This window comes from Bradyrhizobium sp. WBAH42 (assembly GCF_024585265.1).
Classification (GTDB): domain Bacteria; phylum Pseudomonadota; class Alphaproteobacteria; order Rhizobiales; family Xanthobacteraceae; genus Bradyrhizobium.
The window spans coordinates 3,589,617-3,606,412 of the sequence record NZ_CP036533.1; the positions used below are offsets into that span (position 1 = coordinate 3,589,617).

The following is a 16,796-nucleotide window of genomic DNA, read 5'->3' on the forward strand; positions in this document are numbered from 1 at the left end:
TACGATCCCTATCCCGATTGCTTCTTGTTCCGATTCTTGCTTGCGCCGCGCAGCGTTGACGCGGGTGCCGAGGGTTGCCCGAAGCCATACATCTGAATGCAGGAGAGCAGGTCGACATAGCTTTCGATGCCACCGGCGGAGGCCTCGGTGGTGCATTGGGTGCGAATTGTCTCCGGCGTTGTCGGCCAGATGGGCCCGAGCTGTTGCTGTGCGGTTTGCTCGTCGCTCATGCAGGCCTCGTAGGACTGCGGTTCGGTCAGCGACTTGTCGATCTCCTGAGTTGCCTTGCAGTTGGCCTCGACCTTGAGATCGGGGACGCCGCGCGTAGACGTCTGCGCGCTTGCGGAAAGTGGCAGGGCAATAAAGCAGGCGGCAGAGAGGAGGGTGCAGGATACTTTGAAATCCATGACAATTCTCCTGGCGATCGATGAAACAACTCCTTCAGTCAATTACAGGGGGATCATGTGCTCGCGATCCCGGTTATGCAAATCAATTCCGGCAGTGTCAGACGGTGTCGTAGCCGATGAGCAAAGCGATATCCGGGGCCGCTGGTCCCACATATCGCTCCGCTCATGCGGGCTTCTCCGTCGCCACATCCTACGTCATTGCGAGCGTAGCGAAGCAATCCAGAGTCTTTCCGCGGAGGGATTCTGGATTGCTTCGCTGCGCTCGCAGTGACGAGGTTGGAGCGAGGCTCAATCGTCGTGCCCATGCTCCGGCAGCGTCACCCCGAACACCTTCACCAGATCCTTCACCTGCTCCGGCGACAGATACCGCGGGTTCATCCCGCGCAGCAGCAGGTACAGCTTCGCCGTCTCCTCCAGCTCCTCCGTGGCGAACACGGCGGCTTCCAGCGTGTCGCCGGCAACGACCGGACCGTGATTGGCGAGCAGCACGGATGAATATTTCCCCGCCAGCCCCTTGATCGCATCCGCGACCGCGGGATCGCCGGGGCGGTAATAGGGCACGAGTGCGGTGGCGCCGCATTTCATCAGGTAATAGGCGGTCATCGGCGGCAGCGCGGCGCGCGGGTCGATCTCGGGGAGCATCGAGAGCGCGACCGAATGCGTGGAGTGCAGATGCACGATGGCCCGCGCGCTTCCGCGCGTATCGTAGAGGGCCGTGTGCAGCGGAACTTCCTTGGTCGGCGCATCGCCCGAGACCAGCCGGCTCCCGCTATCCAGCCGTGACAGTTTTGCGGGATCGAGGAAACCGAGCGAGGCGTTGGTCGGCGTCACCAGCCAGCCTCCGTCGTCCAGCTTGACGCTGATATTGCCGGAGGAGCCTGGCGTCAGCCCGCGCTCGAACAGGGATCGTCCGAAGCGGCAAATCTCCTCGCGCAGCCTTGTTTCGTTGCTCGTTTCGGTTCTCATGGCCGTCATGCCTGCTTGTCTCACGCTTTGGCAGCGCGGCCAAGCCGTGTTATTCGGTTGCCAAGCTGCCGCAAAAGGGCGGCCATCCGGGAAACGTTCGCAAGGGTCAGTTGCATATGTCCGCCTCCACGTCACAAAGTCAGCGTATCGCCGTCGTCGGGCTCGGTTCGATGGGATTTGGCATGGCGACCTCGCTCAAGCGCGCCGGCCACGCCGTGACCGGCTGCGACGTCTCGGCGGATGCCGTCGCGCGCTTCGTGAAGGACGGCGGCGCGGGAGCCAAGACGCCGGCCGAAGCGGCCAAGGACGCCGATATCGTCGTCAGCGTCGTCGTCAATGCCGCGCAGACCGAGGCGATCCTGTTCGGCAAGGATGGCACCGCCGAGACCATGCCAAAGGACAGCGTCTTCGTCTCCTCGGCGACCATGGACCCGGATGTGGCGCGGCGCCTGGCTAAGCAGCTGGAGGCGACCGGCCGGCATTATCTGGATGCGCCGATCTCCGGCGGAGCACAGCGCGCCGCGCAAGGCGAATTGACGATTCTTGCCTCCGGCAGCCCGGCCGCCTTTGCCAAAGCGCGGCCGGCGCTCGATGCCATGGCTGCCAAGCTCTACGAGCTCGGCGATGCCGCCGGGCAGGGCGCTGCGTTCAAGATGATCAATCAGCTGCTCGCCGGCGTTCACATCGCCGCCGCCAGCGAAGCGATTGCGTTCGCGGCCAAGCAGGGCCTCGACATCCGCAAGGTCTACGAGGTGATCACGGCCTCGGCCGGCAATTCCTGGATGTTCGAGAACCGCATGCCGCACGTGCTCGACGGCGACTACACGCCGCGCAGCGCGGTGGAGATCTTCGTCAAGGATCTCGGCATCATCCAGGACATGGCGCGCAGCGCCCGATTCCCGGTGCCGGTCTCCGCCGCCGCGCTCCAGATGTTCCTGATGACGTCGGCCGCCGGCATGGGCCGGGACGATGACGCATCGGTGGCGCGGATGTATGCGCAGGTCACCGGCGTCAAGCTGCCCGGCGACAAGTAAGAGGACCTCCAATGCCCCGTTTCGCCGCCAATCTCTCGATGATGTTCACCGAGGTGCCGTTCCTCGACCGCTTCGACGCCGCTGCGCAAGCGGGCTTCACCGCGGTCGAGTTCCTGTTTCCCTACGAGCATCCCGCCGAGGCCGTCGGCGAGCGGCTCAAGCGCAACGGCCTGACCCAGGCGCTGTTCAACATGCCGCCGGGCGACTGGAACGCCGGCGAGAAGGGCTTTGCCGCGCTGCCATCACGCTTCTCCGATCTCAAGGCGAGCCTGGAGACGGCACTGCCTTATGCCAAGGCGACCGGTGTCAAGCGCTTGCACCTGATGGCCGGCATCGCCAACCGCAGCGAGCGCGCCGCGATCGAGGCCTTCTACAAATCGGTGGCCTGGGCTGCGGAATTCTTCGCGCCGCACGGCATCGACGTCGTTATCGAACCGATCAATGCGCGCAACGTGCCCGGCTACTTCCTCAACGATTTCGGCTTCGCGCGGGATCTGATCCAGGAGCTGAGGCTTGCGAACCTGAAACTCCAGTTCGACATCTATCACTGCCAGATCATCCATGGCGACGTCACCATGCGCTTGCGCGAGATGATGCCGATCATCGGCCACATCCAGATCGCCAGCATTCCCTCGCGCAACGAGCCGGACGGCGAGGAGCTGAACTATCCGTTCCTGTTCGATGAGCTCGACCGGCTCGGCTATGCCGGCTTCGTCGGCTGCGAATACAATCCACGCGGTAAGACCACCGATGGCCTCGCCTGGTTCAAGCCCTATGCGGGAGTGAAGCCGTGACACTTGCATTGGGCTGCATCGCCGACGATTACACCGGCGCCTCCGACCTCGCCAACACGCTGACGCGCGCGGGCCTGCGCACCGTCCAGACCATCGGCATACCTGCCGACGATCTGGCGCTGCCCGAGGTCGATGCCGTCGTGGTGTCCTTGAAGAGCCGTTCGATCGAGGCCGGCCTTGCCGTGTCGCGCTCGCGCGCGGCGGACAAATGGCTGCGCGGCCGCGGCGCGGGCCACGTGCTGTTCAAGATCTGCTCGACCTTCGATTCCACCGATGCCGGCAATATCGGCCTCGTCATGGACGCGCTGCGTGCCGATTGCGGCGAGGGAGCCGTGCTGGTGACGCCGGCTTTTCCGGAGACCGGGCGCACCGTCTATCAGGGCAATTTGTTCGTCGGCGCCGTGCCGCTCAACGAGAGCCCGCTCAAGGACCATCCCCTCAACCCCATGCATGATTCCAACCTGGTGCGCGTGCTGGCGCGCCAGAGCAGGACGCAGATCGGCCTCGTCGATCTCGCCACCGTCACGCGCGGCGCGGAGGCGGTGCGGGCACGTTTGGCCGAACTCGCCGCCAAGGGCATCGGTGCCGCGATCATCGACGCCGTGTTCGACCGCGACCTCGAGACCATCGGTCTCGTCGCCGCCGAACACCTTCTATCGGTCGGCGCGTCCGGCATGGGCCTCGGGCTTGCGCGCGCGCTGGTGTCGACGGGCAAGGTGAAGTCGGCGCCGCCGAGCAGCGAAACCGGCGCTGCGGTCGGCGGACCGGCCGCATGCCTTGCCGGCAGCTGCTCGCAGGCGACGCTTCAGCAGATTGCCGTCGCCGAGCGCATCATGCCGGTGCTCCATCTCGATCCCGAGCAGATCGTCGCGGGCGCCGGCGAAGCGCAGCGCGCGCTGGACTGGGCAAGGCCGCGGCTTGCGGAAGGTCCGGTGCTGATCGCTTCGAGCGCGACGCCGGAAGCCGTTGCCGCCGTACAGGCACGCCACGGCCGGGATGCCGCCGGCCACGCCATCGAGCAGGCCATGGCCGATATCGCCGAGGGCTTGGTTCAGGCCGGCGTCCGGCGCCTGGTCGTCGCCGGTGGCGAGACATCCGGCGCCGTGGTCGATCGGTTGAGGATTCCCGGATTTCTCGTAGGAGTGGAAATCGCTGCGGGAGTTCCGGTGCTGCGCGCGGTCGGCTCGGAAGCTGGCGACATGTTGCTAGCCCTGAAGTCCGGAAATTTCGGCGGCGCGGAGTTCTTCACGGATGCGCTTGGGCTCATGCGCTGAGCGCAGGGCGTTCTTAGCCGCCTGTTCACTTGTTTCGGGCTCCGTAACTCGCACGGAGTCGTCGCTGACACCTGCACGGGTGCTCTGCTGTCGGATGTCGGTGCTGCTCCCTTTGGTTGATTCGTAGAACTTCCGGGCGCGGCACCGCCGCCAGCACAAAGAGACTCCTATTATGCTCGCCACCATTTCCATCCGCGCCAAGATCATCAGTGTCGTGGCGTTCCTGCTGGTCGCGATGGCCGGCATGGGCCTGCTCGCCGTCATGAAGATGCGGTCGATGAACGCCAACACGGTCGACATCACGACGAGCTGGATGCCGAGCGTGCGGGTGCTGGGCGAGATCCGGGCCGCCGTCATCACCTACCGCAACGTGGTCCGCGAGCACATGCTGTCCGAGACGCTGGATGACAAGCTGGCGGCAGAGCAGACTGCGGCGACCGTCACGGAGATGCTGGCCAAGGCTCGAAAGAACTACGAGCCGATGATCACCTCGCCGGAAGAGCGGGCGCTCTATGGCGAATGGTCGAAGTTGTGGGCTGAGTACCAGAAGGGCGCCGAGGACGTCATGGAACTGTCGCGCATGGAGGCGGGCAAAGTTCCGCATGCGTCCCATGAGCTCAATACCAAGACTGTCAACAAGATCGGCCTGATGTCCGACGAGGTCCTGCAGAAGGACATTGATCTCAACACCAAGGGCGGCAATCAGGCCGCCAGCGACGCCGCCGAGAGCTACTATCATGCGTTCATGCTGGCTTCGATCATTCTCGGCGCTGCCGTCGTAACCGGCGTCGGCGTCGGCTTCTATCTCGTCCGCGACGTCTCCAGCGGCATCAGCTCGATCACCCTGCCGATGCAGGCGCTGGGCAAGGGCGACCTCTCCGCCGAGGTCCCGCATCGCGGCGAGAAGACCGAAATCGGCGCCATGGCCGACGTGCTCCAGATCTTCAAGGAGGCGTTGATCGCCAAGAAGGCGGCCGACGAGGCCGCCGCAGCCGATGCCGAAGCCAAGATCGAGCGCGGCCGCCGCGTCGACAACATCACCCGCGAATTCGAAACGATGATCGGCGAGATTGTGCAGACCGTGTCGTCGGCCTCGAGCCAGTTAGAGGCCTCCGCCTCGACCCTGACCGCGACCGCCGACCGCTCGCAGCGGCTGGCGACCACGGTGGCCGGCGCTTCGGAGGAAGCCTCGACAAACGTGCAATCGGTGGCCTCAGCCACGGAGGAGATGGCCTCGTCGGTCGGCGAGATCAGCCGCCAGGTGCAGGAATCGGCGCGGATGGCGGGCGATGCCGTCGGTCAGGCCCGTGCCACCACCGAGCGCGTCAGCGAATTGTCCAAAGCCGCCGCGCGCATCGGCGACGTCGTCGAGCTGATCAATACCATCGCGGGCCAAACCAACCTGCTGGCGCTGAACGCCACCATCGAGGCGGCGCGCGCGGGCGAAGCCGGCCGCGGCTTTGCCGTCGTCGCCTCCGAGGTTAAGGCGCTCGCCGAGCAGACCGCGAAGGCGACCGGCGAGATCGGCCAGCAGATTTCCGGCATCCAGGCGGCGACCAATGATTCGGTCGGTGCGATCAAGGAGATCTCCTCGACGATCGAGCGCCTATCGGAGATCTCGTCCGCCATCGCCGCTGCGGTGGAAGAGCAGGGCGCCGCGACGCAGGAGATTGCGCGCAACGTGCAGCAGGCGGCGCAGGGAACCCAGCAGGTGTCGTCCAACATCACCGACGTGCAGCGCGGCGCGACCGAGACCGGCACGGCCTCATCGCAGGTGCTGTCCGCGGCGCAGATGCTGTCGAACGATTCGAGCCGGCTGAAGACCGAGGTCGGCAGGTTCCTGACGAGCGTCCGCGCTGCCTGAGTCTCGACCGCGTCGGAAAAACAGGCGGATCTCGTAGGGTGGGCAAAGGCGCTCTTGCGCCGTGCCCACCATTCTTTCCGGGTCACACGAAGGTCGTGGGCACGCTTCGCTTTGCCCACCCTACGAGATCACGCCGCCCGCCACTCCGGCACGCCATCTTCTGCCATAGCGATCTCGCCGAGCGAGCCGACCGGGGTGCGGTCCATGTCGAGCAGATGCGCCAGCGTCGCGCCATCGCTGGCCGGAATCCGCGCCAGCGTGCGGCGATCGTCCTCTGTCCGCAGCATCACCACGCCGTGCTCGACGTCGCCGCCGCGGCCGTAGAGCACGGTGAAGCTCTCGACCTTGCCCTTGCCCGAAGCCTCGTTAACGAACTCCGGCACCGCGCGCTTGTTGCGGTCGGCCTCGTCTTGCACGCTCGTCTCCTGCGCCAGCGCCTCGCGCGGCGGCGTCTTCGACACCACCAGCGCGTGGTGCTTGGTGACGAAGCCGCCCTGGCCGTAGAGCAGGCCGAGCCTGGCGTCGTCGCGCACACGCCGCACCATCGCGCAGGCCGCATGCGTCATGTAGGTGTTGAGCGGCGCGCCGAAGAACGTGAGGCCGCCGGTCACGGTCGGCTGCACGTCGGGTCCCAAGCCCAGCGTCCGCCGCGCCATCTTGGGCACGCAGGGGAAGCAGCTGTAGAGCTCGATCGCGTCGAACCTGTTGCCGTCGCCCGCGAGGTCCATCACGCTCGTGAGCACGGCGTTCTGCGGGTGGCTCTCGTAAAACTGGTCGCGCAGCAGATAGTCGCGCGGCTCTTCCGCCGAAGCACCGCCGAGCGGGTAGACCAGTTTGTCCTCGGCGACCCCGGCCGCCCGAGCCTTGGCGAGGCTGGTGAGCAGCAGCGCGCCGCCCATGTTGACGCTGGGGTTGGCCACCATCAGCTTGTTGTAGGGCCAGGCGATCAGGCGGTTGTCCGCGGTCGGTGTCGTGATCTCCTCAGGCGCGTAACGCCGCTTCAGCCAGGCATTGGGGTTTTGCACGGCGGCTTCCGAATAGCGCGACCACAGCGTGCCTGATTCCGCCATCGCCTCGCGCGGCGTCTGGCCCCAATGCGTCGAGGAGGCCGCTTCGTAGAATGGATACACCGTGACGGGCCGAAACACGCCGAGCTTCACTGCCAAGGGCTTCTGGAAGGCCGCGCCGCGCTTGGGCTCCTCGACGTCATGGGCGAACGGCGTCCACGGCAGCTTGATGCCGGCGCGCTCCGCCTTGGTCGCGGTCGATTGCGCCTCCGCGCCGCACACCGCCGCAACGCTGCACTCGCCGCGCGCGATGCGCTTGGCCGCCTCGTGGATGTAGCGGATCGGGCTCTCGCCGCCGACCGGACCGTAATAGCAATGCGCCGGCGAGATGCCGAGGCGCTGCGCCAAGAGCTGCTCCGGATCGCGATAGCGCCAGCTCAGGAAATTGACGACGTCGAGCGATTGCACCTCGCCGAGCAGTTTTGCACCGGTGTCCGCCTCCGCGCGCCGCAGCGCCTGTTCGAGCAGGTCGAGCGGCTCGAGGCCTTCCGTGATCTCCTTGGGGCGATCGACGATCTCGCCGATGCCGACGATGACGGGGATGCGGTCTTCGGGGATAGAGTTCTTGTCAGTCATAATCTCGATTCACGACGTTAGTTGCTTCGTCATTGCGAGGAGCGAAGCGACGAAGCAATCCAGAAATCGGTCCGCGGAGGCAGTCTGGATTGCTTCGCTGCGCTCGCAATGACGAGTGGACTACTCCGTCACCAGCGCATTCATGTGCTCGACGGCTTCGGCGAAATCTTGCTTGAACTCCTGTACCACGGCACCAGCTGATTTCACGCTGTCGATCAGGCCGACGCCCTGGCCGACGAAATAGCTGACGAGATCGCGCGCCCTCGCGTTGCCGCTTGCGGCGGCGCGGTCGATCGAATGGAAGGCGTCGCGGCTGATGATGCTTTGCAGCGGCATCGGCAGCGCGCCCGGGCTGTCCGGCGCGCGGTCCCAGGCATCGGTCCAGACCGAGCGGAGCTGCCGCGCCGGCTTGCCGGTGCGGCCCTTCGAGCGCACCGCATCGCGCGAGGAGGCCGCGATCATCTTCTCGCGAAAGATCTCCGTGGTCTCGGCCTCCACGGTCGCAAGCCACACCGAGCCGGTCCAGGCGCCGGCCGCGCCCATCGCCATGCAGGCCGCCATCTGCCGTCCCGTCATGATGCCGCCGGCCGCCAGCACCGGCACGTCGCGAATGGGCTTGATCGCCTTGATCACCTCCGGCACCAGCACCATGGTCGAGACCTCGCCGCAATGGCCGCCAGCCTCGGTGCCCTGCACCACGAGGATGTCGACCCCGGCCGCGACCTGGCGCAGCGCGTGCTCCTTGGCGCCGACGAGCGCTGCGACCGGCACGCCATGCTTCTTGCCCATCTCGATCATCGCCTTCGGCGGCACGCCCAGCGCGTTGGCGATCAGGCGGATCGGATGATCGAAGGAGACCTCGAGCAGCTGAAGCGCGGTCTTGCCGTCGAACGGCTGCGGCTGGTTGTCCGCGACCTCGCTGCTGGTCAGCTCGATGTCGTACTTCTTCAGCAGATCGCGCGTGTAGTTGCGGTGCTCCTGCGGCACCCGCGCTTCCAGGCTCTTCCAGGTGACGTCCTTCTCGCCCGCGGTCGAGATGTTTTCCGGGATCAGCACGTCGATGCCGTAGGGCTTGCCGTCGACGTGATCGTCGATCCACTTCAGCTCACGCTCGAGCGTATCCGGCGTATGCACCGTCGCGCCCAACACACCAAACCCGCCGGCGCGGCTGACGGCGGCAACGACGTCGCGGCAATGGCTGAAGGCGAGCAGCGGGAAATCGATCCCCAGCATGTCGCAGATCGGCGATTTCATGGCTCTCTCCCGGCGGCAGGCTTCGCATTCTCGTTGCTTTCGCTGGCAAAGCAAAGTGACGCGAGCCGATCGATGACATGCCGGATTCGACGAGGCATCTTGTGTGTAGACGTCGCGCTCTATCCCCGGGCCGCAGGCCGCGGCGTCCTGAGTGGCGTCGTCATTCCGGGGCTCGGCAAGCGAGAATCCGGCCCCGGAATGACGGCGGGGAGGGGCTGCCATGACAAAACGCAGAGTTGTCCCGTCCGGCAATGCATTTCGGCGCCCTTGTCATCGGCCGTTTGCGGGCTAATTAATGCAGGCGCATCTTTTTGCCGGAGCCCCCGCATGACCGACGCCCCCTACGTGCCGCCTAAAGTCTGGACCTGGAACAAGGAGAACGGCGGTCAGTTCGCCAACATCAACCGACCCATTGCCGGCCCCACTCACGACAAGGAGCTGCCGGTCGGCAAGCATCCGCTTCAGCTCTACTCGCTGGCGACGCCGAACGGGGTGAAGGTCACCGTGATGCTGGAGGAGCTCCTGGCGCTCGGCCACAAGGGCGCCGAATACGACGCCTGGCTGATCAGGATCGGCAACGGTGACCAGTTCGGCAGCGGCTTCGTCGACATCAATCCGAATTCCAAGATCCCGGCGCTCATGGATCGCTCCGGCCCGGAGCCGATCCGGGTGTTCGAATCAGGCTCGATCCTGTTCTACCTCGCCGAGAAGTTCGGCGCCTTCCTGCCGAAGGACATCAAGACCCGCACCGAGGCGATGTCCTGGCTGTTCTGGCAAATGGGCAGCGCGCCCTATCTCGGCGGCGGCTTCGGCCATTTCTACGCCTATGCCCCGACCAAGATCGAATACGCCATCGACCGTTTCGCGATGGAGACCAAGCGCCAGCTCGATGTGCTCGACCGGCGTCTCGCCGACAACGAATATCTCGCGGGCAAGGACTACACGATCGCCGACATCGCGGTGTGGCCCTGGTACGGCGCGCTCGCCAAGGGCCTGGTCTATGGCGCCGGCGAATTCTTGTCGGTGCAGGACTACAAGAACGTGCAGCGCTGGACCGACCAGATCGCCAAGCGTCCGGCCGTCAAGCGCGGCCGCATGGTCAACCGCGTCTCCGGCGATCCCGCCAGCCAGCTCCACGAGCGCCACGACGCGTCCGATTTCGAGACCAAGACGCAGGACAAGCTCGTGCCCGCGACGTAGGCGCTTCACCTCTCCCCGCTTGCGGGGAGAGGTCGAATTCGATCGAAGTCTTGTAGAGGTCTCGTAGGGTGGGCAAAGCGTAAGCGTGCCCACCACCTCTCTCGTAGGCCGCATTGGTGGGCACGGCGCGCGAAGAGCGCGCCTTTGCCCACCCTACCGGAAGTCACGCCATGCTCAGCTCGTGGCGGCCCACCACCATCCAGTGCACCTCGTCCGGACCGTCGGCGAAGCGCAGGTGCCGCACGTCCTGATACATTTCGGCGAGCGGGGTCCAGTGCGAGATGCCGGTGGCGCCGTGCATCTGGATGGCCTGATCGATGATCCTGCAGGCGCGCTCGGGCACCATGGCCTTGACCATGGAGACCCAGACGCGGGCCTCCTTATTGCCGAGCACGTCCATCGCCTTGGCGGCCTTCAGCACCATCAGCCGCATCGCCTCGATCTCGCAGCGCGCCTGCGCGATGATCTGCATGTTGCCGCCGAGATGGGCGATCTTCTTGCCGAAGGCCTCGCGGGTGAGGCCACGCTGCACCATCAGGTCGAGCGCCTTCTCGGCCTTGCCGATGGTGCGCATGCAGTGATGGATGCGCCCCGGTCCGAGCCGGAGCTGCGAGATCTCGAAGCCGCGGCCTTCGCCGAGCAGGATGTTCTCCTTCGGCACCCGCACATTGTTGAAGCGCATATGCATGTGGCCGCGAGGGGCGTGATCCTGGCCGAACACGTACATGGGACCGAGGACCTCGACGCCGGGCGTGTCGCGCGGCACCAGGATCTGCGACTGCTGCTTGCTCGGCGCCGCGTCCGGATTGGTCTTCACCATCACGATGAGGATCTTGCAGCGGGGATCGCCGAGGCCGGAGATGTAATACTTCTCGCCGTTGATCACCCATTCGTCGCCGACGAGCTTTGCGGTGGTCGAGATGTTCTTGGCGTCGGAGGAGGCGACGTTCGGCTCGGTCATGACATAGGCGGAGCGGATCTCGCCGTTGAGCAGCGGCTTCAGCCACGTCTCCTTCTGCTCCTTGGTGCCGACGCGCTCCAGCACCTCCATGTTGCCGGTGTCGGGCGCCGAGCAGTTCATGGTCTCGGAGGCCAGCGGGCTCTTGCCGAGCTCGGCGGCGATGTAGGCGTAGTCGAGATTCTTCAGGCCCTGGCCGGTCTCGTCATCGGGCAGGAAGAAGTTCCAGAGGCCTTCCTGCTTGGCCTTGTTCTTGGCCTTCTCCAGCACTTCGAGCTGCTTCGGCGTAAAACTCCAGCGATCTTCCTTGCTTTCGCCCGCCTTGGCGAACTCGATCGACATCGGCTCGACGGTGTCGCGGATGAACTTCTTGACGTGATCGTAGAGCGGCCGGACCTGGTCCGACATCCGCAGATCGTTGAGCTCGTCGCCGGGATTGAGCGTGTAGTTGGTGGTGCGGGGAATGTAGGTGTGTTTTGTCATTGGTCCTCCCGGGATCGCTAGAATTGTGTTGAGCGCAAGAATAGTCGCAGCGCCGGCAAAGTGCGAGCGCGCATTTTCACGCGCGAGGCCATGCCATGCGATGGAATATCGCGAGGACGTTTGAAATGTTGTTTGAATGGGGTGTGGAAGGCGGCAGGCTCGCGCCTCACTCTCCGCTGTCATCGCCCGACTTGATCGGGCGATCCAGTATTCCGAGACGTCGGTCGTTTATCGAGAGGCCGCGGCGTACTGGATTCCCCGCTTTCGCGGGGAATGACAGCTGTGGGCGGGTCTACGTCAATTCGGCACCCGATGCATCGCGCAGATCTTGTTGCCGTCGAGGTCGCGCAGATAAGCGAGATAGAGCTTAACCCCGGAGCCCTCGCGGATGCCCGGCGGATCCTCGATCGGCTTGCCGCCGGCCGCGACGCCCGCCGCGTGCCACGCATCGACCTGTTCCGGCGAATTGGCGGCAAAGCCGATCGTGCCGCCATTCGCGCATGTCGCCGGTTCGCCGTTGATCGGCTTCGACACCGAGAACACGCCGGTCTTGGTGATGTAGAAGATGCGATGGCCGTCGACCCTGGCCGGCCGCACCTCGAGCGTGCCGAGCAGCTTGTCGTAGAACGTCTTGGCTTTGTCGAGATCGTTGGTGCCGATCATCACGTGCGAGAACATTTGCCCATTCCCTTCTGCGCTGACAAAACGAGGAGCCGTAGGGTGGGCAAAGCGCAGCGTGCCCACCACGACATTCGAAAAATGCTTACGGTGGGCGCGGCGCAAGAGCGCCTTTGCCCACCCTACGAAATCTCAAAACGCGGTATAGCCGCCGTCGATCACGAACGTATCCGCGGTGTGATACGACGACGCCTTGCTCATCAGATACACCGCGATGCCACCGAAATCTGACGCCTCGCCGAACCGCCGCATCGGAATCCGCGGCATCACGTTGGCGACGAACTTGTCGTTGGCCATGAGTCCTGCGGTCATGTCGCTCTTGATCCAGCCGGGCAGGATCGCATTGGCGGTGACGCCGTAACGCGCCAGTTCGACGCCGAGGGCGCGCACCAGCGCGTTGATGGCGGCCTTGGTCGCGGCATAATGCTCGTTGCGCGCGGTGCCGAAGATCGAGGCGAGGCTCGAGGTCGCAACCAACCGGCCGAAGGGATCGCCGGCATTGGCGCGATCCGTCATGTGCTTCGCCGCGGCCTGGAAGGCGTGGAACACGCCGTCGAGATTGGTCGCGAACATCGTGCGCCATTCCTCCTCGGTGCGCTCGATGAAGGCGCGCCGGCCGCCGCCGCCGATGCCGGCATTGGCGAAGCAGCCATCGACCCGGCCGAAGGTGTCGAGCGTGGCTTTCATCGCTGAAGCGACCGAGGCGGGGTCGCTGACGTCGCAGACGCGGCTGTCGACCTTGCCGGAGAGGCCCGCCATGCTCGCGGCAGCGGCCTTGTTCTTGTCAGCATTGCGGCCCCAGATCGAGACGTTGCAGCCCTGGCCCGCGAGCGCCTGCGCGATGCCGAGGCCGATGCCGCCATTGCCACCGGTGATCACGGCCACGCGGCCGGAGAGGTCGAAGAGGTTCATGGCGCGTTTCCTGTTTTTTGTCTGCGGCCCATCAGCCGCTGCGCACAAGATTGCTTGCTATGCTCCGATCACCATGGACAAGACCGCGCCAAAAATCAAATATGCGCCCCGGCAAAACCAAATTCCGGCCTGCGAAACTGACGCGGGCCGCAACTGACGAGGAAACCATGCAGTTCAAACACGTCACGCTCGACTTCGATGGCTCGGTCGCGATCCTCAAGCTCGACCATCAGGAGGTGATGAACGCGGTCTCCGTGGACATGCTGGGGGGCCTTGCCGAAGCGCTCGATACGATCGAGGAGAAGAAAGGCGAGGTGCGCTGCGTGGTGCTGACCGGCGCGGGGCGCGCGTTCTGCACCGGCGCCAATCTGCAGGGCCGCAACAACCAGTCGAAGAAGACCAAGGCCGGCCTGACGCTGGAGACCGGCTTTCATCCCTTCCTGCGCCGCATCCGCAATCTGCATTGTCCCATCATCACCGCAGTCAACGGTCCCGCCGCCGGCGCCGGCATGAGCTTCGCGCTGCTCGGCGACATGATTTTGTGCGCGCGCTCGTCCTATTTCCTGCAGGCCTTCCGCCGCATCGGGCTCGTGCCGGATTGCGGCTCGACCTGGCTCTTGCCGCGGCTCGTCGGGCGCGCGCGCTCGATCGAATTGTCGCTGATGGGCGAGCGGCTGCCGGCCGAGAAGGCGCTGGAATGGGGCCTCGTCAACCGCGTCTACGATGACGGCGTGCTGATGGAGGAGGCGATGAAGCTGGCGCGCGATCTCGCCAGCGGCCCGACCGTCGCACTGTCCCTGATCCGCAAGCTCTATTGGGACAGCCCGGAAAACTCCTTCGAAGATCAGCTCAATCTGGAATTCCGGTGCCAGCTCCGCGCCGGCGACACCGAGGATTTCCGCGAGGGCGTCGGTGCGTTCCTCGAGAAGCGGCCCGCGCAGTTCAAGGGCAAATGATCGAGGCGGCGCTTTCACGCAGCGTCCAGCGCTGGTGCGAAGGGGCGACCGGCGTCACCTCTGCGGCAAAACTGTCCGGCGGCGCCAGCCAGGAAACTTGGCGCTTCGACATCAGGCATCCCAACGGGCCGATCGGCGCCATCCTGCGCCGCTCGCCAAAAGGCTATGGCGCGGCGCCGACGCGCGCTGCGGGCCTCGCGGCTGAAGCGCAGCTGATGCAGCTTGCTTATGAAGCCGGCGTGCCGTCGCCGCGCGTGATGCATGTGCTCACGCCGGAAGACGATCTCGGCACCGGCTTTATCGTGCAGCGGGTCGAGGGCGAGACGATCGCGCGCAAGATTCTTCGCGATGAGGAGTACGCGGCGGCGCGCCCCATTCTGGCGCGGCAGATCGGCGGAATTCTCGCAGGTCTCCATCGGCTGCCGCACGACAAATTGCCTCAGCTGCGCAGCAGGGGCGCGACCCAGGAGATCGCCGAGTTCGAGCGCGACTATCGCAGCCTGAACTGGCCCAAGCCTGTGTTCGAGCTGGCGCTGCGCTGGCTGCGCGACCACGATCCCGGTCCCGCGGCCGAGACCACGCTGGTGCACGGCGATTTCCGCAACGGCAATCTCATCATCGGCGCCGATGGTGTCCGCGCCGTGCTCGACTGGGAGCTCGCCCATCTCGGCGACCCCATGGAGGATCTCGGCTGGGTCTGCGTCAACTCCTGGCGCTTCGGCGAGATCGACAAGCCCGTCGGCGGTTTTGGCACACGCGAGGAGCTGTTCGCCGGCTACGAGGCGGCAGGCCGAAAAGTCGATCCAGAGCGAGTCAAATTCTGGGAAGTGATGGGCACGCTGCGCTGGGGCATCATGTGCGGCGGCATGATGCAGCGTTTTCGCGAGGGGCCCGACCATTCCATGGAGCGCGCCATGATCGGCCGCCGCGCCAGCGAGACCGAGATCGATCTGTTGCGCCTCCTGGCGCCGCGCGGGAGCTGACACATGCAGGACGAGCCGACCCCGATCGAGCTGACCAAGTCGGTCGCCGATTTCCTCCGCAACGACATCACGCCGCTGATCTCCGGCCACCAGGCCTTCAAGCTGCGCGTCGCCATCAACATCCTCGATCTCGTCACGCGGCAGCTGACGCAGGAGGCGGGGAGCGATGCGAAGGAGGTTGCGCGCCTGCGCGCACTGCTCGGCATCGACGGCTCGGTCATGGAGCTCAACCGCGCGCTCGCCGAGCGCATCGCGAGCGGCGAGGTTGATCTGGCAACGCCGGGTCTCGCCAATCATCTCTGGGCGACCACGATGGACAAGCTCGCGGTGGATCAGCCGAATTACGCTTCGTACAAGCGGGAGTTGGGACGGGGCGGGTAAGGAGGTCTTGCTCCAAATTCGGTGTCATCGCCCGCGAAGGCGGGCGATCCAGTACTCCGAGACGGTTGTGGTTAATCGATAGGCTGCGGCGTACTGGATGCCCCGCCTTCGCGGGGCATGACAGCGATGATGTTGATGTGGGCGCGCGCCGGAATGACACCCGGACCCTACTTCCCCACCCATTTCGGCGGCCGCTTCTCCGAAAACGCCTTCGGGCCCTCGATGTAATCCTGCGAGGCGACCATCGCCTGCACCGCCGGGTAATCGCGCTGCTCCGCGATGGCCTGCTCCAGCGACACGCCGAGCCCCTTCTGGATCGCCTGCTTCGAGGCCCGGATCGACATCGGCGAATTCTTGGCGATCGTCTCCGCCCAGCGCAGCGCAGCCGTCAGCGCCTCGCCCTGCGGCACCACCTCGTTGACGATGCCGAGCTCGAGACCTTCCTTGGCGCTGACATGGCGCGCGGTGAGGATCATGCCCATGGCGCGCTTCAGCCCGATCTGGCGCGGCAAGCGGTGCAGGCCGCCGGCGAGTGCGGCTAGTCCAACGCGCGGCTCGGGCAGGGCGAAGGTTGCGTTCTCCGCGGCGATGATGAGGTCGCAGGCCAGCGCGATCTCGAAGCCGCCGCCCATGGCGACGCCGTTCACGGCGGCGATGATCGGCTTGTCGCAGTCGAAGCGTGAGGTGAGGCCGGCAAAGCCGCCCTTGTCCCAGCCGCGCTTTCCTCCCGCCGCCTGCCACTTCAAATCGTTGCCGGCGCAGAATGCCTTGTCGCCGGCGCCGGTGACGACCGCGATCCACTGCTCGGGATCTCCGGAGAAATCATCGAACACTTTCTGCAATTCGAAATGCGCGTCAGTGTGCAGCGCGTTGTAGACCTCGGGCCGCGACAGCGTCACGATCGTGATCGGCCCCTTGCGTTCCACCTTTGAGAATTTCAACTCCATCGCGCGCTCCCGGATTTTCTTTCGAAGGAATATCGGCGCCATACTACCGTGCGGGTGCGCCT

General features: G+C 65.3%; 17 protein-coding genes. 9 read left to right on the top strand and 8 right to left on the bottom strand.

Features of this window, described 5'->3' with window-relative positions; all coding sequences use genetic code 11:
* Positions 1-8 precede the first annotated feature (8 nt).
* Positions 9-407, bottom strand: a complete 399-nt coding sequence (locus DCG74_RS16780) for a hypothetical protein (protein ID WP_172784064.1) — start codon at positions 405-407, stop codon at positions 9-11.
* Between the two features lie 288 nt (positions 408-695).
* Positions 696-1,382 carry an aldolase gene (locus DCG74_RS16785; RefSeq protein ID WP_172784065.1) on the bottom strand — a complete coding sequence of 229 codons (687 nt, stop codon included), beginning with the start codon at positions 1,380-1,382 and terminating at the stop codon, positions 696-698.
* Between the two features lie 107 nt (positions 1,383-1,489).
* On the opposite strand from DCG74_RS16785, the gene ltnD reads away from it, so the two are divergent.
* From ltnD to DCG74_RS16805, 4 genes are all read left to right on the top strand, one after another.
* Positions 1,490-2,407, top strand: coding sequence for an L-threonate dehydrogenase (gene ltnD / locus DCG74_RS16790; protein ID WP_172784066.1), 918 nt, complete (start codon positions 1,490-1,492; stop codon positions 2,405-2,407).
* An 11-nt stretch (positions 2,408-2,418) separates the two neighbouring features.
* A complete protein-coding gene (gene otnI, locus DCG74_RS16795; protein WP_172784067.1) occupies positions 2,419-3,201 on the top strand; it encodes a 2-oxo-tetronate isomerase in 783 nt (260 codons plus the stop codon).
* Positions 3,198-4,475, top strand: coding sequence for a 3-oxo-tetronate kinase (gene otnK / locus DCG74_RS16800; RefSeq protein WP_172784068.1), 1,278 nt, complete (start codon positions 3,198-3,200; stop codon positions 4,473-4,475). Before otnI ends, otnK begins: the two co-directional genes overlap by 4 nt.
* Before the next feature lie 172 nt (positions 4,476-4,647).
* Positions 4,648-6,339, top strand: coding sequence for a methyl-accepting chemotaxis protein (locus tag DCG74_RS16805; protein WP_172784069.1), 1,692 nt, complete (start codon positions 4,648-4,650; stop codon positions 6,337-6,339).
* A 128-nt stretch (positions 6,340-6,467) separates the two neighbouring features.
* Here the strand turns inward: DCG74_RS16805 and DCG74_RS16810 are convergent, their stop codons facing one another.
* Both DCG74_RS16810 and DCG74_RS16815 read right to left on the bottom strand, forming a co-directional pair.
* Positions 6,468-7,982: an acetyl-CoA acetyltransferase gene (locus DCG74_RS16810; RefSeq protein ID WP_172784070.1), complete on the bottom strand. Its 1,515-nt coding sequence runs from the start codon at positions 7,980-7,982 to the stop codon at positions 6,468-6,470.
* Between the two features lie 120 nt (positions 7,983-8,102).
* Positions 8,103-9,236 (bottom strand): nitronate monooxygenase, encoded by a 1,134-nt coding sequence (locus DCG74_RS16815; RefSeq protein WP_172784071.1) that lies wholly within the window; start codon positions 9,234-9,236, stop codon positions 8,103-8,105.
* Positions 9,237-9,563: 327 nt separating this feature from the next.
* Here DCG74_RS16815 and yghU point away from each other — a divergent pair, with 327 nt between their 5' ends.
* Entirely contained in the window at positions 9,564-10,436 is an 873-nt protein-coding gene (gene yghU / locus DCG74_RS16820) for a glutathione-dependent disulfide-bond oxidoreductase (RefSeq protein WP_172784072.1), read from the top strand.
* Positions 10,437-10,599: 163 nt separating this feature from the next.
* Here yghU and DCG74_RS16825 read toward each other — a convergent pair whose 3' ends face one another.
* The 3 genes from DCG74_RS16825 to DCG74_RS16835 all read right to left on the bottom strand — a co-directional run bounded on the left by DCG74_RS16825 (position 10,600) and on the right by DCG74_RS16835 (position 13,467).
* Positions 10,600-11,877 carry an acyl-CoA dehydrogenase family protein gene (locus tag DCG74_RS16825; RefSeq protein ID WP_172784073.1) on the bottom strand — a complete coding sequence of 426 codons (1,278 nt, stop codon included), beginning with the start codon at positions 11,875-11,877 and terminating at the stop codon, positions 10,600-10,602.
* A gap of 297 nt (positions 11,878-12,174) precedes the next feature.
* Positions 12,175-12,555, bottom strand: coding sequence for a VOC family protein (locus tag DCG74_RS16830; protein ID WP_172784074.1), 381 nt, complete (start codon positions 12,553-12,555; stop codon positions 12,175-12,177).
* A 132-nt stretch (positions 12,556-12,687) separates the two neighbouring features.
* Positions 12,688-13,467 (bottom strand): SDR family NAD(P)-dependent oxidoreductase, encoded by a 780-nt coding sequence (locus DCG74_RS16835; protein WP_172784075.1) that lies wholly within the window; start codon positions 13,465-13,467, stop codon positions 12,688-12,690.
* Here DCG74_RS16835 and DCG74_RS16840 point away from each other — a divergent pair.
* Genes DCG74_RS16840 through DCG74_RS16855 form a run of 4 tightly spaced genes read left to right on the top strand, consistent with a single transcriptional unit; the run spans position 13,466 to position 15,787 of the window.
* A complete protein-coding gene (locus tag DCG74_RS16840) occupies positions 13,466-13,624 on the top strand; it encodes a hypothetical protein (RefSeq protein ID WP_172784076.1) in 159 nt (52 codons plus the stop codon). The genes DCG74_RS16835 and DCG74_RS16840 overlap by 2 nt on opposite strands.
* A 10-nt stretch (positions 13,625-13,634) precedes the next feature.
* Entirely contained in the window at positions 13,635-14,423 is a 789-nt protein-coding gene (locus DCG74_RS16845; protein ID WP_172784077.1) for an enoyl-CoA hydratase/isomerase, read from the top strand.
* Positions 14,420-15,406, top strand: a complete 987-nt coding sequence (locus tag DCG74_RS16850; RefSeq protein ID WP_172784078.1) for a phosphotransferase family protein — start codon at positions 14,420-14,422, stop codon at positions 15,404-15,406. Before DCG74_RS16845 ends, DCG74_RS16850 begins: the two co-directional genes overlap by 4 nt.
* Positions 15,407-15,409: 3 nt before the next feature.
* On the top strand, positions 15,410-15,787 hold the full coding sequence (locus tag DCG74_RS16855; RefSeq protein WP_172784079.1) for a DUF6285 domain-containing protein: 378 nt from the start codon (positions 15,410-15,412) through the stop codon (positions 15,785-15,787).
* A 167-nt stretch (positions 15,788-15,954) separates the two neighbouring features.
* Here DCG74_RS16855 and DCG74_RS16860 read toward each other — a convergent pair whose 3' ends face one another.
* A complete protein-coding gene (locus DCG74_RS16860; protein ID WP_172784080.1) occupies positions 15,955-16,734 on the bottom strand; it encodes an enoyl-CoA hydratase-related protein in 780 nt (259 codons plus the stop codon).
* Positions 16,735-16,796: the final 62 nt, after the last annotated feature.

What these genes read in the sequence shown, in the direction of transcription:
- DCG74_RS16860 (WP_172784080.1), bottom strand. Translation starts at nt 16,734, where the DNA reads ATGGAGTTGAAATTCTCAAAGGTGGAACGCAAGGGGCCGATCACGATC.
- otnI (WP_172784067.1), top strand. Translation starts at nt 2,419, where the DNA reads ATGCCCCGTTTCGCCGCCAATCTCTCGATGATGTTCACCGAGGTGCCG.
- DCG74_RS16855 (WP_172784079.1), top strand. Translation starts at nt 15,410, where the DNA reads ATGCAGGACGAGCCGACCCCGATCGAGCTGACCAAGTCGGTCGCCGAT.
- DCG74_RS16825 (WP_172784073.1), bottom strand. Translation starts at nt 11,877, where the DNA reads ATGACAAAACACACCTACATTCCCCGCACCACCAACTACACGCTCAAT.
- DCG74_RS16810 (WP_172784070.1), bottom strand. Translation starts at nt 7,982, where the DNA reads ATGACTGACAAGAACTCTATCCCCGAAGACCGCATCCCCGTCATCGTC.
- DCG74_RS16845 (WP_172784077.1), top strand. Translation starts at nt 13,635, where the DNA reads ATGCAGTTCAAACACGTCACGCTCGACTTCGATGGCTCGGTCGCGATC.
- yghU (WP_172784072.1), top strand. Translation starts at nt 9,564, where the DNA reads ATGACCGACGCCCCCTACGTGCCGCCTAAAGTCTGGACCTGGAACAAG.
- DCG74_RS16840 (WP_172784076.1), top strand. Translation starts at nt 13,466, where the DNA reads ATGGCGCGTTTCCTGTTTTTTGTCTGCGGCCCATCAGCCGCTGCGCAC.
- DCG74_RS16815 (WP_172784071.1), bottom strand. Translation starts at nt 9,236, where the DNA reads ATGAAATCGCCGATCTGCGACATGCTGGGGATCGATTTCCCGCTGCTC.
- DCG74_RS16805 (WP_172784069.1), top strand. Translation starts at nt 4,648, where the DNA reads ATGCTCGCCACCATTTCCATCCGCGCCAAGATCATCAGTGTCGTGGCG.
- DCG74_RS16830 (WP_172784074.1), bottom strand. Translation starts at nt 12,555, where the DNA reads ATGTTCTCGCACGTGATGATCGGCACCAACGATCTCGACAAAGCCAAG.
- DCG74_RS16850 (WP_172784078.1), top strand. Translation starts at nt 14,420, where the DNA reads ATGATCGAGGCGGCGCTTTCACGCAGCGTCCAGCGCTGGTGCGAAGGG.
- DCG74_RS16780 (WP_172784064.1), bottom strand. Translation starts at nt 407, where the DNA reads ATGGATTTCAAAGTATCCTGCACCCTCCTCTCTGCCGCCTGCTTTATT.
- ltnD (WP_172784066.1), top strand. Translation starts at nt 1,490, where the DNA reads ATGTCCGCCTCCACGTCACAAAGTCAGCGTATCGCCGTCGTCGGGCTC.
- DCG74_RS16835 (WP_172784075.1), bottom strand. Translation starts at nt 13,467, where the DNA reads ATGAACCTCTTCGACCTCTCCGGCCGCGTGGCCGTGATCACCGGTGGC.
- DCG74_RS16785 (WP_172784065.1), bottom strand. Translation starts at nt 1,382, where the DNA reads ATGACGGCCATGAGAACCGAAACGAGCAACGAAACAAGGCTGCGCGAG.